Here is a 16665-nt window from a genome sequence, read left to right on the forward strand (position 1 = left end):
AGGGTTACTTTATTTTCTCTGATCGGAAAATCTTGCACACGGACTTCGGGAAAAAGCCTTTAGAATGGAGCTTGCGATCATTATATTCAGCAGGCGGATCAATCTTTTCTTCCAGGTAAATATGAAGCCCATTGGGCGATTGAGTGGTTTTGATCAGGTCAAAATACTCTAAAGCCCCTTCGGGAGAAGAAATTCTATTAACTGCCGGTAGTTCTGATCCAAGTTTGTTGCTTCTTAATGAGCTGCAAAACAACGACTTTTTAACCTTCCCCCAAGAATTCAACTTGATCCCGAAAATCCGAGTGAAACCCTCGAGGACCTTCTATAAGTGAATGAATTTTTATAATTCATCCCTGCCCCTCCCGTCCCCAGATTTAGGAAACTATAGAAGTCATATTTGCTTGCATACTGGTGTGCGCTGTTGTGATGCGGGAATTTAGAATGCGGAGAAATCAATGGTTTTATAATCCGTTAACTCGATGTTAATGACCCATCCAAGCCTGCGTGTTGCCCTATCACTTACCTCCGTTTCTTAGCCTCGATTCCCGTTAGCGGGAGGACATGCCTCGACGCCTTTGTTGCATCTTTTAACCAAGAACAGAAGTTAGGGCTGCTGGAACGAAGCTATTTCATTCCAGCAGCATCTCACACATCTTGGCTACGGCAGTTGACGGAAAAGAAGGCCTTCCGGTGCTAGCTTCCTAGCCTGCGCGAGGATCCTTTCGTCTACGCCAGATTATGCTGTCATGGTCTCGGAGGACGACAGAAATACAATACTTTCACAATTTCAGTGGACCACGACCCAAAATCCGAATTTCCGATCTACCGATAGGTATATCTCAATTGTTTTTGCGTTACGTGTAGGTAACGTGAACTGTTATATAGTAACACCCTTTTCAGGTATATTACACAACAGAAGTGATAAGTCCGACCAGGAGTTCACGCGTAAATGAAAGTTGTGTCTGTCCCTTCTCTTGTCGGTCAGAAGACACAATAACGACAGTATAGCTTAATAACACCAACGATGGCAAAAATACTTTCTTTAATATTATTTATTCTACTAATAAAATCTGCAGCTTTTGCTCAAAAGCTAGCAATTGACACATCTGTTTTCAATAAATGGCCGTCCGTTGGTCAGGCAAAAATCAGTAATGATGGAAAATTTGTTTTATATGTGATGGACACTAACGACGTAAACAACTCTTTATCAAGACATTTCGTTTTGCAATCAACTGAGAACAACTGGCGCATGATCGTTCCCAATATTGATTTTCACTCTCCTTTTACGGGTGATAGTAAAAAGTCCGTATTCATACATTCTTCTGATAGCTTAGCTATATTAACACTTGGTACTGCTTTAATTGACTATATACCACAAATAAGTTTTTACAAACTTTGCGATGATTGGTTGATATATAGAACTAAGAGCCTCCCCGATAAGGTTACTTTTAGGAACTTAGTTAATAGTAGCAAAGTTGAATATTCAAAAGTTAAGGACATTATTTTTGATTCCAATAATAAGGGTGTTGTTTTGGAAATTCTTAACGATTCCGATCAAATTGAATTAGTATACCACGATTTGACTAAAAATAAACAGAAAAAATTTTGGAAGGGGCTTAACCCATCTGGAATTTATTTTAGTAAGAGCCATGAGCAGATAGCATTTACAAACTTTGCAAACGAAATTAATACACTTTGGTATTACAGAATTGGCGATGCAACAGCGAAGAGTATTATGACTGATACGAGCAAAGGTGTTACTCAAGGATTAAAAATTCATCGAGTTAATAATATAAGTAATAATGGTCAACAGGTTTTTTTTACCCTAGTACCAACTAAAAAAGATGATTCTAGTATATGTAATAAAGATGTAGAAATTCTCAGCTACTTAACGCCCAATCTTCGAGAGCAATCATTTTCAAACGAAAGTTTTCTTGCAGTTATCAACTTAGCATCTGGCAAGATTGTTAGACTTCAAGAAACGAATGAAATTATTGGCAACCCTGTTGGGAAATATGTTATTGTTTCACATTATTCCGAGGGAGGGGATTGGGCTGAACGATATTGGAATAAAAATTCATTTCGAAGCATTTACTTGGTTTCAACGCAAGATGGCAAAAGAACATTATTACCTACCGCCTCCTACGAATTATCACCTAATGGGAACTATGCGGTTTACTATGATTTCAAACAACGAGGTTATTTTGCTTATAAGACCCAAAACGGATCAATAGTGAACTTGTCAAGCGGCATTAAAACAAATTGGATAAAATACCAGAATGATTATCCAGATGCAGCTGAAAATGATTACGGCATACAAGGATGGCTCAAAGGGGGCGAGGAAGTTCTGTTGAGAGATCAGTTTGATATTTGGCAGATAAGTTTAAATGGGAAAAACACGCCTATAAACATTACTAATGGCTACGGCTCAAAATCAGGAGTAATATTTTATCAATATAATTCAAAACAATTCGAGAATTTAAACCACGGAACTAATCTAGTAGTCATGGGCTTCGACACAAATTCCAAAGAGAATGGATTTTACCGAATAACGATTGGGAAGAAAGCCGATCCCCATTTAATGAGTAAAGGATCGTACCTATATTATATGCCATTGGCGCAAATTAAGAACCAAGGTGAGCCACCAATAAAGGCACGCAATGCAGAAGCTTATATCATAAATAGAATGAGTGCAACTGAGTCACCAAATTTATATTTCACAAAAGACTTCATAAATTTTTCCCCACTAACGGAGATTCATCCTGAGAGAAAGTATAACTGGTTAACCTCCGAGTTAATAAACTGGAAACTGCCAGACGGGTCAATTGCACAAGGAATTTTATACAAACCTGAAAATTTTGATAACAAAAAAAAATATCCGATACTATTCCATTATTATGAAAAGTTCTCGTCAAATTTAAACGTATATTTTAAGCCGCGGCCATCGCCAGGCGACCTTGATATTCCAACATATGTTAGCAATGATTATTTAGTATTTCTGCCAGACATACACTATAAATTAGGGTATCCTGGAAATAGTGTCTTGTCAACTATTATTTCAGCGGCAGAGCATTTAGCAACAATTCCCTATATAGATGCCAAAAAAATGGGAATCCAAGGACATAGTTTTGGAGGTTACGAAACAAATTATATAATTGCAAATACAACCATTTTTTCAGCGGCATGTTCAGCAGCTGGTTTCTCCGATATCATTAGTTATTATGGATCAGGGGGCATTGGCCAGTCAATGGTAGAAGAAGGTCAGCTAAGAATCGGTTCAAATTTATGGAATAGACCGGAGCGTTTTATTGAAAATTCTCCCATTTTCCGCGCAAATCGAATATTCACACCTTTGTTGATGCAGAATAATAAACAGGATATGGCAGTTCCTTTCTCACAAGCGATGGAGTTATTTACTGCACTAAGGCGCTTGGGTAAAAGGGTTTGGTTGCTACAATATTACGACGAGGGACATACATTGTCGAAACACGAAAACGCAATGGATTTTACAATCAGAATGCGCCAGTTTTTTGATCACTATTTAAAGGATGCTCCAGCACCAAGATGGATGACTCGATATTCTGTTTCGGAAAATTGTTTAGATTTTGATTCTGAAATAAAAACTCCTGGCCCTGGATTATCAAGTGATAAATAACCAAGAAAATTCGGCACGGGACTATATAACCCGTGCCGAATAAAACATTACCTATTAAAGGAATGTCGTGTACACGTAACCAGTCGAAGTTGGGAAAGCTGTCGATACTGTTGTAAAATAATACAAAGTAGCTCCCGGGATCTGGGTCGTAGTTGAAGTAGCATTGGAGATTGTACGTGTTGGCAAGAGGGTTGATGTCGTTCCAACATAGTAAGTTACAATGCTATAGTTTTTCTTTGCTTTAAATGCAAATGCGCCACCTACTACGGCAAAAATTGCGATGGCGGATAGAAGAACACGTGCTTTTTTCATAGCATATCTGTCTTTTAGAATCAAAAGACAAAACTTTATGTGCGAATATATACCTACTCTTTTCTAATGGTTTTCGGCTTTCCCATTTTGTTTGCCGGCTTTGCTTGCAATCAAAACCGGCTATGCTAACTAGCAATATCGTTTTACTCTGCAGGTCTTAATCCTAACAGATCTTCAGCCCCAACAGTTTTTTTTAACATTATAGCTATACGATAAATTGAAGTTACCGGTGGTGTTATTCTTTTTTTTTTGCTGGTGTTCTACTCACCTATGCCGCCGTTATCGAGCAGAAAATACGACAACGCGGCATAAGATTCATTGCTATATCCGTTGTCATGTTGACTCGCTTCGGTCATGAGATCGCATCGGTAAGTTTTAACCGATAACTGAAAGAGAACACATCTTTGAACGGTATCGCGTGGGCGATGCTGATGGACTACGCTCTGCTACTCCTTTATTAGTTTGTTCCCTCACTTATGAAGGAGTCAGGTTCTCGAAGAGCCTCAACCGACAAAAGACACTGCGGCGCTACTCCTCCGCTAGATTTCCCCCCGACTTATATTGTGGTCCAGAAAATACAGCTGTGCTGAGGAACACCGTAGACGACGACATATGTTATATAAGAATCAGCAATAATAAAGTATGATTTGATTATTGAACTTAGAATTTATAAACTTGGTTTGTGTCAAAAACTATGGCGACTCTTATGGTTTGGTTCTCTGAATTGTCATTACGAAGATAGCAGAGTGCGGTATAGAACTATTTAGTAGTTAGTATATAAAGTTTGGAGGGAAAATACTTTTTTGTTTAGAACAAAAACATACCCCATAGGTGTCTTAAACAAAAAGGTTTCAACCGAAATTGAAACCCCCTTGTATGAAAAAAGCTAAAATAATCTTAGCAATATTGCTCTTGCGTAATTGGTGATGCATAGCATTTGACTGTTTTCAGCTACCTGCAAATTGCAGCAATAATGCAGTTATAAACTTAGGAGATCTGGAAAGATTATTTAGAGCTAAGGAAATATCTCAGCTTTATTTTCTATCCTGGCAAGGTCTCACACATCCTCATGTTGTCGGCACCGGATAATGTAAATTTTTGGCAATTAAGGAGGTGCAATAGAAATTTCCAGATAGGTTTACATTTAGCAGACAACATTAACTGATTTAATGGAGAACACGCCGCCACCGCGCCATTCCTCATGCCCCATCCCGGTAGGGTTCCAAACAATGGGGAAAGTATTTACAAAAAAAATGATGCTTCCCCCTATGCCGGCGTGCGGCCATGATCTCGGAGTTCCTGTGGGATAAAATACACTATGGTGAAAATTACTTAATGTGAATCATACCTTTTGCATCGGTATAATAATCAATTGTGTTGGTTAGCATCATGCCATCAAGGGTAAATTCAATAGGCTTTGTTTTAAACACATACCCAGTAAACTGTTGTTTAGCTGCCCGGTCATTGTCAACGACTACAGTCACTCCATACCATCGGGACAATAATTTGCTGATTTCATAAAAGCTCGCATCATTAAGATAGTATCGTCCTTGTATCCAGGCCAGCACTTCTGATGCATCAAAAGTTGAGGTTTTAAGTCCGTTTTCCGTACTTGTTGCTTCTTTACCAGGTTTAAGAACGGCGCTGTCATTGTATGCCTTAACTTTAACAGATCCATTTACCAAAGCTATTTTATGAATGCCACTATCGTAGGTATTTACATTAAATTCTGTTCCAAGCACCTCCAACTCCCCGTGAGGCAGATGAACTATAAAAGGTTGATTGGCCTTACTTTTAACTCTAATATATGCTTCGCCGTTTATACATACTTCCCTCCGTTCCTTAGAAAACTGTAATGGAAACCGTAACTGGCTTGCTGAGTTAATATGTATCTCAGAACCATCCTCTAATTTAATCTTATAGTCCATGCCATTAGGAACGGTTAGTAAGGCAAATTGTCCTATGTTGTTGTCTGCTACATGATAGGATAATGTTCGATCAGTAGTGGATATACTAACATTATTAGCTTTTAGCTGCTTGGCGCTTGAATCCAATGTAATATGCTCTCCATTAGGCAAGAAAAGTATTATTCCTTTATCTGAACTTTCAAACTGGCTAAAAATTCTGCTACTATTAACTTTATCTTTGCCCACATTTACCAAATAAGTTAATCCAACTACAATGATCACACATGCTGCTACCGCAATGGCTATCCGCCTTACTCTTGCCCTGCTGCGTCTTTGGTTTTGAATAACGTTAAGTATCTGTTCTGCCTCTTGTTCTGTAGAATATTTTTCTTTGAAGGCATTTAAGGGAGTCATTAATCTCCGATGTAGTTCATCTCTTAATTTCAATGCCTCGGGATATTTGTCAATAGCTTCTTGAAGAGTTTCCCGATCTTCTTTTGAAATCTGTCCTGTGATTTCATCTATAACAAGGTTTTCTATAAGTTCCAAGTCTAAGTTCATAATACTTCTATAACGCAGAATTCAAATTAATATACTGGTGAACGATCATTTTATGGTTAAAGGATACAGTTTTGTCCTGAGCTTTTTAACTGCAATTGATAGTGTATTCCTTGCTGTCTGCATTTCTATATTTTGCTCTTGCATAACATCGCTTATGCTCTTCCCTTCAATATAAAGGGAACAAAATACACGCTTTTGTACACCAGGAAGTGATTGAATGGCGGTATTGATATGCCGTCCCATTTCTGCATTTTCCAAAGGATTTTCATTCACAAATGTAGGCTGAACATACTCAAAAGCGGATTTTTTCACATCTCTTGCCGCTCTCTTCCTCAATGCAGATATACTAGCATTTTTAGTGAGTGTAAAAAGGTACCGACCAATGACAGTATCATTTCTTAGACTGCAGCGCACATCCCAAAGCTTCAAAAAAACGTCATTCACTACTTCCCGCGCCTCTTCTATGTCATTTAATATAAGGACCGCCTTACATACTAATTTATGATGGTATAGACATATAATTTTCTTAAGAGCTTTTTCATCGTTATTAACTAATTGATTAAGCAGCTCATCCTTATAGCAGGTAGCTCCATCGTTCATACTGGCTGGTGGTTGGTTTGTGGATTATTCTTAAATAAGATGCTACTTTTTGCACATTCACATCAAATTATTTACATGACAAATTCAGCAATGACTCTCTTTCCTATTTTAAATAGAACATCTCGATTGAGCTATAAAGTAACAATTTTTTAATAAACTGATAAAATTAGATTTTGAGGAGTACTGTGATCTTCAAAAAAAAAAAAAAAATTGCTACACCATTGGTACATTTTCTAGTTTTCTGCGTCTTTATATAAACTAACCAATACTATTAATCAAAAGTAGTTCAAATGCTCGCATCTGTTTATACAAACAGGCTATTTTTTTATTGTCATATACCTTATACTCACTTTCCCTTTTATAACCATAAACCTTTATTGCTTAAATGTGTATATAATTAATTGCATATATTGTTTTAGTATATATAATTGATAATTAACATTATTCTTTTCAACTGTGCAGTTGTAATTCGCTCTTTTGCTAAAGGGACCAACCATTCGCTCAACCAAATTTGATTGTTTATGCCTCAATCCATCCGCAAATTTTATCGGCCTTTATGCCAATCATTTCTATTATTTTTTTTGATTCAAGTTCTCGTAATTTCTCATGCCCAAGGCGGTCGAGTCATAAACCGGCCAGTCTCTCTCTCTGCTACTAATGAGCCCCTAGGATCAATTCTAAAGAAGATTACTAAATCAACCGGTATTAATATCTTCTTTAACAGTGTAGACTTATCAGAGTATTCTAATGTGACCATTAGCGTAAAGAACAAGCTTTTTACTGATGTCATGCATGAATTGCTTGATCCCAGAGGTCTGGAATGGGTAGATCTTGATGATTCAGCGATCTCCGTTAAAAGGAGTCCTCAAAAAGCTAATTCTGAGTCTGCTTCACCTGCAGATTCCTCAATTTCAATCACAGGCAAAGTGACGAATGAAAAAGGCAGCCCGCTTCCGGGAGCAACCGTAATGATCAGAGGCACCAATAAAGGAAGTGCAACAGATGTGAACGGCAATTTTGTAATCAACAGTGTGCCGCCAAATGCTTATCTAATGATTAGTAACATTTCGTTTCTTTCGAAATCTATTCCTATTAAAGGTCGATCCTTTTTAGGAACAATTACCCTACAAGGATACATTGGAGAATTAGATGAAACCGTCATAGTGGCTTATGGTACAACTACAAACCGCACTTCCACTGGAAATGTAACAACCATAAGATCTAAAGATATCGGAAATCAACCCGTGAACAATCCTATATTGGCTCTTGCAGGAAGAGTGCCGGGATTACAGATTACTCAGGCTTCAGGCCTCGTTGGTGGAGGGGTTAAAATACAAATACAAGGACAAAACAGTATTCGTAATGGTAACGATCCCTTTTACGTAATCGACGGTGTTCCATATATTTCGCAGCTTTTGCCAAATTTTGGCGGTGTTCTTGAAGGTGCCGGTATAACAAATAACGGCCAACATGGAAATCCACTATCTTTTATTAACATCTCCGATATCGAGAGCATATCTGTTCTCAAAGACGCAGATGCTACTGCAATATATGGTTCGAAGGCCGCAAATGGAGCTATTTTGATTACAACAAAAAGAGGAAAAGCAGGGAAAACAAGAGTAGACGCAAACCTTCAGCAAGGATGGGGTAGAGTAAGCCGTAAGCTGAATTTATTGAACACACAACAGTACCTGACAATGAGGCGGGAAGGCTTTTCAAATGATAAAATCGACTTTTCATCTCCTCCATTTGACATCCCTGAAGTTCGAACAGCTATCGCCCCCGACCTATTTTTCTGGGACACTACTCGTTATACCAACTGGCAAAAAAAATTTATAGGCGGAACTGCCAAATACACTAATCTAAACTTAAGCTTTTCAGGAGGCACATCAAATACGCACTATTTAGTAGGAACTACCTATCGTAAAGAATCAACCGTTTTTCCAAAAGATTTTGTAGATGAAAAAGGAGCGGTACATTTTAACATTAACAGTGTTACACCCAATCAAAAATTTCATCTAAGCTTGTCCGCAAATTACCTTGTTGATAATAACAGGTTACCAAGTGTCGACATAACATCGAGAATTTTCCTGGCCCCAAACGCTCCAACATTGTATAATAACGACGGATCTATAAACTGGGCACTCGATGCAACAGGAAAAACAACGTTTCCCAACCCAATGTCTGAGTTAGAAAAAAAGTACACAGTCAAAACAAATAACCTAGTTAGCAACGCAGTACTGAAATATCAGATAACCAAAGAAATAGACATTAGCAGCAGTTTCGGGTTTACTACTATGCAATCAAAAGAAACTGTAATTACGCCAAACACAGCTACACAACCAGAGTTAAGACCATATATATTGAATGGTGGACTGTATGGTAATAATAATATTAGTTCATGGATAATTGAACCACAAATAAATTACCAGAATACTATAAGCAAGGGCAATCTGAATTTGCTAATTGGAACTTCTATTCAAAGGACAGATGCAAACGGCCAGTCATACTCGGGGGAAGGATATCTAAGTGACGATGTTATATCAGATCCTAAATCTGCATCAATTATCAGGTCATTTTCCTCTACAGCATATATTTATAAGTATAACGCTCTTTTTGGTCGATTGAACTATAATTGGGAGAATAAATATATACTCAATATATCAGTACGTAGAGATGGAAGCAGCAGATTCGGAGCAGCTAATAGGTTTCATAACTTTGGAGCAATAGGAGGAGCCTGGATATTATCAGAAGAGAGTTTTCTTAAAGGAATGCAGCCAGCTTTAAGTTTTCTAAAGTTAAAGCTGAGCTATGGAACAACTGGAAACGACCAGATAGGGAATTACGCATACCTTAACCTATATACGCCGGTTGCTCAAGATATACCATATCAAGGTTCAACAATTATCACGCCGACTGGCTTACCCAACCCGTATATCCAATGGGAAGAGACAAGAAAGCTGAATATCGGTACGGACTTTGGTTTTTTTAATGATATATTAACGCTTAACGCCAATTACTTTAATAACAGATCGTCTAATCAACTATTAAATTATGCATTACCAAGCATGGCTGGCGGAGGAGTCCTAAGAAACTTTCCCGCCACCATAAGGAATTCAGGATTAGAGTTAGTCATTAGTGGTTCATGGGTAAGGAGTAAGGAAGTAGAATGGTCATCTAGTATAAATATTACTTTCAGCAAAAATAAGCTTGTTTCTTTCCCAAATCAAGAACAATCAAGCTATGCAAACGTGCTTATAGTCGGTCGCTCACTTAGTACAAGAAGGATCTATAAATACATTGGTGTCAATAGCGAAACTGGAGTGTATGAGTTTTCGGACAGTTTAGGAAAATTCACTTCAGCTCCGGATTTTAGAAGAGATGCAAATATTTTGATCGATTTGGCTCCAAAATATTATGGTGGTTTAAATAACAGTATTAGATATAAAAATTTCACTGTGGATTTCCTATTTCAGTTTGTTAAACAGAAAGGGTCAGATCTCTCTTTCGGCGTTGCACCTCCAGGAGTTGCTCTATTAAACCAACCAGTTGCTGTTCTGAACAGATGGCAAAGCCCCGGTGACCGTGCACCTATCCAGCAATACAGCGCATTAGGAAGATATGCTGACCAATTTGCGAAAGTAAAAAATGAAAGTGATGCTGGATACGTAGATGCATCATATATCCGGCTAAAGAACTTGTCTGCATCATGGCAAATCCCCAACAACTGGATAAAAAGCATACATCTTAATAGTTTAAGTCTTTATATACAGTGTCAAAATCTGCTCACTTTCACAAAGTACAAAGGCCTAGATCCAGAAGCTTTAAGCAACACGAATTTACCACCACTAAAAATGTTGACATTGGGTATTAGGGTAAGCCTGTAATAATAAAAACTAACACATGAAAAATATACTTTCGTCATACAATCTGAAAACGATTACTCTTGTTACATTGGCTATTTTTCCTTTTATATCAGGCTGTAAAAAATTCGTTGAAGTACCAGAGCCTACCACAAGCATTAATAGTGAAAACGTATTCATGAACGATGTAACAGCAACTGCCGCCCTGACATCTTTATACAGTAAAATGAGTTCGCCTGGGATTCGGGCCGCTGAAACTCTTACGTCAATTTCGTTTTACACTGGGTTATCGTCAGATGAATTGACTTTATATAGCGCAATTACTGATGTGGATCAAATCGCCTATTATAAAAACAACCTAAAAAACACTTCCAATCCTAATTTTTGGGTTAGTACTTATCCCACAATCTATGCAATAAACTCCGCCATCGAAGGGCTACAAAAGTCAACACATCTTACACCTGCCGTAAGGCGACAATTACTCGGTGAGGCTAAATTTATGAGGGCATTTAATTACTTCTATCTTGCCAACTTATATGGCAATGTGGCACTAGCACTTACGACGGATTTCACAATTAATGAACGCTTGGCTAGAAGCCCACAATCCAAAGTGTACGAACAGATAATAAGTGACTTGAAAGATGCATGTGACCTTTTAAGCTCTGACTATTTAAATGGTGATGCACTGACTAAAACAGATGAACGATTAAGACCTACCAAATGGGCTGCTATTGCACTATTGGCTAGGGCGTATCTGTACACATCAGATTTTGTAAATGCAGAGAATACTGCATCTCAAGTTATCAATAACAAAATTTTATACGACACTGTACCATTAAATGAGGTGTTTCTTAAAAACAGTAAGGAAGCTATCTGGCAATTACAACCGGTAAATAAAGGTTGGAACACAGAAGATGCTAGAACATACACCATACCCGAAACAGGGCCTACAAATGAATGGCCCGTATATTTAAGTAACAACTTAACTAAAGCGTTCGAACCAGGTGACAAGAGAAAGAATAACTGGGTAAATACAAGAGTAATAAATGGTATTGGTTATGATTATTCCTATAAATACAAAAGCGCAACTTTTAACGAACCTGTTACAGAATATTCAACAGTCCTTCGACTAGGAGAATTGTTCTTAGTACGTTCTGAGGCGAGAATAGAACTTGGAAAAACAACCGACGCATTATCAGATCTTAACATAATTAGAAATCGCGCTGGTTTGCCTGACTACTCGGGCCCACTTGACAGATCATCCCTCGTAAATGCAATTGTTCATGAAAGGCAAGTAGAGTTATTTACAGAATGGGGACACCGGTGGTTTGATCTTAAAAGAACGGGTAAAGTGAATAATATAATGCAGTATGTAACCGCTCAAAAAGGTGGAACATGGGAAATACATTGGCAGTGGTATCCGCTGTCATTAACAGATCTCCAAAATGGACCCAACCTCGTTCAAAACGAAGATTATTAGTATAAATAATGACAACAACATCTATTCGATGCAACCTTGTTGATGAAAAAAATTTAAAACACTATTAAAGAAACGCTTTTATGTTTATGCAGAAGACAATAACGGTGACCCTAGTGATATTACTCCCAATTTTATGTAAAGCACAGACTGGTACGATATCAATCGACTCACTCAATCGATTCTTTAACAAATTGACCGAACCTGAACGCTACAAAAAAGAGAACATTAATTTCATGATAATGAATAACATAAGCTCTAAAAGCCTTTTTTTTGATTTTCTCAAAAAAAAGGAATACAAAATACAAGAAGCCACCGGAAAGAACCAATATATTCAGAGCCACATTGATTATATAATAGCAAAAGAAGAAATAGATCCCCTGCTGTGGAAAAACAGCGATTCAGCCGATTCCAGCATGGCTCAACCTAATTGGGAATTAATGAGAAATAAAATTACCAAAAAATTTTCCCGAGATTATGCTGATAGGACAATACTTGGCGCCCAAGTCAGATGGTATGGCTACAAAAAAGACACTATAAATCTTATTAAATGTACTGTTGAAAAAAATGACAAATATGGCTTAGATACTGCCGGATTTGGTAAAGCAGCCTTAAATAATATGATTTATTCGCTGATATTCACAAATAGCAATGATCCTGATATACTAAATAAAGCAATAAAATGGATGGGAATCCTAGTAACAAGTGAGCCTAATAATGCGTCCTTTATCGATACGTATGCAAACATACTCTACAAAGCGGGACGTGATAAAGAAGCGCTTAATTGGCAAAAAAGAGCAATCATTTTAGCTCCTGACAACAACGAGATAAGAGAAACATTGATAAAGATGGAGCGAGGTGAACCTACCTGGCCGGTAAAAAAGAGACTATAGAATTTTCTGTGTTAACGGTCTGTGATCGCTACTTATCTCAATAGGTCCAGAAACCGGGGAAAGCGCTGCTGCCGTGCCATTCCCCCTTCCCCATCCCGGCAGGGTTTCAAACAATGGGGAAGTTGTTTACACAAAAAATTTTACACTCCCATAAAACCAAATAACAATTAAGCCTCCGCCGGTATTCATCTACCGGTACCGCCGTTGTTGTGTCTTCTGACCGACAACTGAAGGGATATTTCTGAGCCGTAAAATATTATCATTCCGTTGTCATTGCAACATATTAATAATCGAAAATATTTTTTGTCATTATTGTTCGTATGATATGAATAAGCAAATTGTGACTTACAGCCTTTTGGCCCACATTTATAATACTGGCTCAATATCTAAAGATTTTGAAAATCTATTTGTTCCTATTGTAAAAATCGGTCTAGCAAAAATGTGTGCAACCGGCAAAATTAAAGGTGATGAGTTATCCGAAGTTAAAGAGTTTGTTGACAAAGATACTGGATTAGAAATGCCCTATCCCATCTTGCGAAGGATTCTCTCGAAGATAGAGGCAGAAATTAATACACCTGAGAATATAAAGGTACGTTTTCATGCAGATGGATCCTTTATTATCAAAGAGTATGTCTTCGATGAGTTTAATGAAGAGCAAGAAAAAAAAGAAACTGAAATTCGCCTATTAGAGCAAATATATCTTGATTTTTTAAGGGAGGAAAAGATTGATAAGCCTAACTCATCTATTTACAGTTTCATCGAAGAGGGAAAATACTCTTTGGGGGGATATATAAACAAAAAGTATCCGTCGAATCCCGATGATGGAACCGTAGAGGCGAGGTTCATTAATTTCTTAAGAAGAGTTCCGGCGCTATATAACGTTTTACAATCTGTCTATATCGGCTCAATTCTTTCTACATATCTTGAATACACGCCTAAATTGCTGGTTAATGGCGTAGAATTGGTGTTAGACACTAATTTTATAATAAGCCTTCTTGATCTGAATACATCTGAGTCTACTGTCAATTGTAAAAAATTATTACAACTAGGAGGTCAACTTGGATATAAATGTACTGTTCTTGAGATAACATTAAGAGAAATTGATCAATTGCTAAAAGTAAAATTGGATATGTTCGACTCAACTTTTTTTTCTCGCTTGGTTGATCCCGAAGATATCTATAATGCTTGCCACAGAAGAAATTTAACTAAAATTGACTTAGAAAGGATACGGCAACAAATTCCCTCTTTACTCGATGCTGAGAAAATTATCATTATTCCAAATGTTGAGAAGTATGAAAATAAGGCTCGATTCTCTGATGACTATGAAAAGCTTAAAGAAGTCCGCCATACACCATTTGCAGCTTTGCATGATGCGACATGCCTTGCTTATGTAAAGGAAAAAAGAGGTCGGAATGTAAATGAGTTCTCGAAGATAAATTGCTGGTTCGTGAATAACTCAAGTAGAAGAAAAACAATTAATTGGGTTAATGGTCATTTCCCTCTTATGATCAAAGCGGAAGACCTTTTAAATATGCTATGGCTATCTTCTCCCATTGTGAGAAAAGGTATTGGTATTAATGAGATAGCGAATATCGGGTTATATAGACTTGTTTCTTCAACCTTGAATGATGCGTTACCACATGGAGCTATTATTAAAGAATTAGAAAACAATATAAGAAAATATGCAAAAGAGAAAATTAGTGATGAAGATATAGTCTTCATCTCGAAAAGTATTGCAGCAAGGTCCTTCACAAGTGTAGAGGAGCTTAACGATTCGGCTAGGAATGATGAGACAAAATTTGTAAACACTCTACAAGAAATAGTTGATAAACAAAAGCAAAAAGAGGCGAATCAACAACAGCTTATGGAAATTTTAATCGCCTCTTTTAAACAAAGATCAGATGATTTGAGTCGAGAAAAACGTGTTGTTGAGGCAGATAAAACCAAATTAGTTGAGACCATTGATTTAAATTCCGAGTTAGGGAACGCCATTAGACGGCTCAGAGCCGAAAATATTAAACTTAAGAATGAACAAATTGCAACAAAAAGAAATAACTACAAAAAAAGGAAGATTTTTATGTGGAGATTTTGGCAATGGTTTGGCCTAGTGATTGCGGTAGTAGTACCCATATTATTCAATAAAGCCATCTTCCTTTTAAATAAAAATATAAACCTAAGAGAATTAGTGCTAAATAACTGGTACTACTCATTCCCAATTACGATATTATATCTTCTTATTCCTGGATTTATAATTTCAGGATTGGCACAAAAGCATTACAATGTATCCGGTATTGCTAAGTTTGAAGAAAGAATTCAATATCCAATTGATATGATCTTTTTAACTGAAGAAGATTAATATCTCTCTACAATAATTTTAAGGCATTTCGGATACAGCTTTCTATTGGTCAAGCCACAAGTACTGCAAAATTTCTCTTTCAATCTCCTAAATTGATGTCCAATCATTATATTGTTTAAAACATGGTAGAGGACTGAAACTAATATTCCGCTCAAGAATTTTTGTCGTTTTACCGTGACTAAAAACTATATTTGCCTTGACAGGTCGTTTGGCAAAAAAAGCGAACGAATTCGGCTAATTGCTAAGTCAAGTTATGGCTTGACAGCAATTTGACTAAAGATATTTATAACTTATTGGATACCAGACCTAGGTTAATTCCTGTTCTGGGCACAAAAGCGGAAAGGTCGGAGAATATCTCCGATCTTTTGCTTTTTAAGGTCATCTGAGCCCGCTCTGGGCCTGCTTATCAACTCGAGGCTGACGTTCGGTTCTGTGATTCGAAATTTAATATCTGAAAAAATCAGCTTTTCTGCGAAGATCGAACCAATGATTTGTTTTTTGCCTATTGGGGAAGCTGTAAGATAGCGTAAGCCTACGAGCAACAGCATCTATATCGTAATTCGGGAGTGGCTTAACTTTGCTCAAGTTTCCAGTTATGTGGAAGAAGTTCTTTGATTCGGTTTACGGGATAGCCGGCTATTCTACTGAGCACGTCCTGTAACCATTTTACAGGATCAACCTTATGCATTTTACAAGTTCCAAGCAAGCTATATAGCATCGCGGATCTCCTCGCAGCCTCATGTGAGCCGGCAAATAGATGGTTTTTTCGGCCCAGGGCTATAGGCCTTATGGAGTTTTCAATCGGGTTGTTATCTGGCAACAGATGTCCTGTTTGGGCATATGCGCATAGTTTATTCCACCTTTTTATGCTATAAGCCAGTGCTTGTCCAATTGGGCTCTTAGGAAGGACTTGTGGATACTGGTTAATCATCCATCCCCCTAACTCAGCGAGGATAGGAACAGCCTTCTCAAAACGGTGAGATTTACGATCTGCTATATCATATGCCTGAGCATTGCATTCCCGCTCTATTTCATAGAGTA

At 37.5% G+C, this 16665-nt stretch carries 9 protein-coding genes; 5 read left to right on the forward strand and 4 right to left on the reverse strand.

What is annotated here, in order from left to right; translation table 11 throughout:
• Window positions 1-1024: 1024 nt before the first annotated feature.
• Window positions 1025-3655 carry an alpha/beta hydrolase family protein gene (locus L3C95_RS31775; RefSeq protein WP_236394676.1) on the forward strand — a complete coding sequence of 877 codons (2631 nt, stop codon included), beginning with the start codon at window positions 1025-1027 and terminating at the stop codon, window positions 3653-3655.
• 54 nt (window positions 3656-3709) lie between these two features.
• On the opposite strand, the gene L3C95_RS31780 is transcribed toward L3C95_RS31775, so the two are convergent.
• The 3 genes from L3C95_RS31780 to L3C95_RS31790 form a co-directional block, all read right to left on the reverse strand.
• Window positions 3710-3967 carry a hypothetical protein gene (locus tag L3C95_RS31780; RefSeq protein WP_236394678.1) on the reverse strand — a complete coding sequence of 86 codons (258 nt, stop codon included), beginning with the start codon at window positions 3965-3967 and terminating at the stop codon, window positions 3710-3712.
• Window positions 3968-5295: 1328 nt separating this feature from the next.
• Complete coding sequence (locus tag L3C95_RS31785; protein ID WP_236394680.1) at window positions 5296-6435, reverse strand: FecR family protein; 1140 nt, start codon at window positions 6433-6435, stop codon at window positions 5296-5298.
• 45 nt (window positions 6436-6480) lie between these two features.
• Window positions 6481-7035, reverse strand: a complete 555-nt coding sequence (locus L3C95_RS31790) for an RNA polymerase sigma factor (RefSeq protein WP_236394681.1) — start codon at window positions 7033-7035, stop codon at window positions 6481-6483.
• 521 nt (window positions 7036-7556) lie between these two features.
• On the opposite strand from L3C95_RS31790, the gene L3C95_RS31795 reads away from it, so the two are divergent.
• From L3C95_RS31795 to L3C95_RS31810, 4 genes are all read left to right on the forward strand, one after another.
• Window positions 7557-10922, forward strand: coding sequence for a SusC/RagA family TonB-linked outer membrane protein (locus L3C95_RS31795; RefSeq protein WP_236394683.1), 3366 nt, complete (start codon window positions 7557-7559; stop codon window positions 10920-10922).
• Between the two features lie 16 nt (window positions 10923-10938).
• Window positions 10939-12378, forward strand: a complete 1440-nt coding sequence (locus tag L3C95_RS31800) for a RagB/SusD family nutrient uptake outer membrane protein (protein ID WP_236394686.1) — start codon at window positions 10939-10941, stop codon at window positions 12376-12378.
• Window positions 12379-12464: 86 nt separating this feature from the next.
• A complete protein-coding gene (locus L3C95_RS31805) occupies window positions 12465-13268 on the forward strand; it encodes a tetratricopeptide repeat protein (protein WP_236394688.1) in 804 nt (267 codons plus the stop codon).
• A 325-nt stretch (window positions 13269-13593) separates the two neighbouring features.
• On the forward strand, window positions 13594-15624 hold the full coding sequence (locus L3C95_RS31810) for a hypothetical protein (RefSeq protein ID WP_236394690.1): 2031 nt from the start codon (window positions 13594-13596) through the stop codon (window positions 15622-15624).
• A gap of 571 nt (window positions 15625-16195) precedes the next feature.
• On the opposite strand, the gene L3C95_RS31815 is transcribed toward L3C95_RS31810, so the two are convergent.
• Window positions 16196-16665, reverse strand: a 470-nt coding sequence (locus L3C95_RS31815) for an IS66 family transposase (protein ID WP_236394692.1), incomplete at its 5' end; no start/stop codon positions are given.

Origin of the sequence: Chitinophaga filiformis (assembly GCF_021646545.1) — a bacterium.
Taxonomy (GTDB): domain Bacteria; phylum Bacteroidota; class Bacteroidia; order Chitinophagales; family Chitinophagaceae; genus Chitinophaga; species Chitinophaga filiformis_A.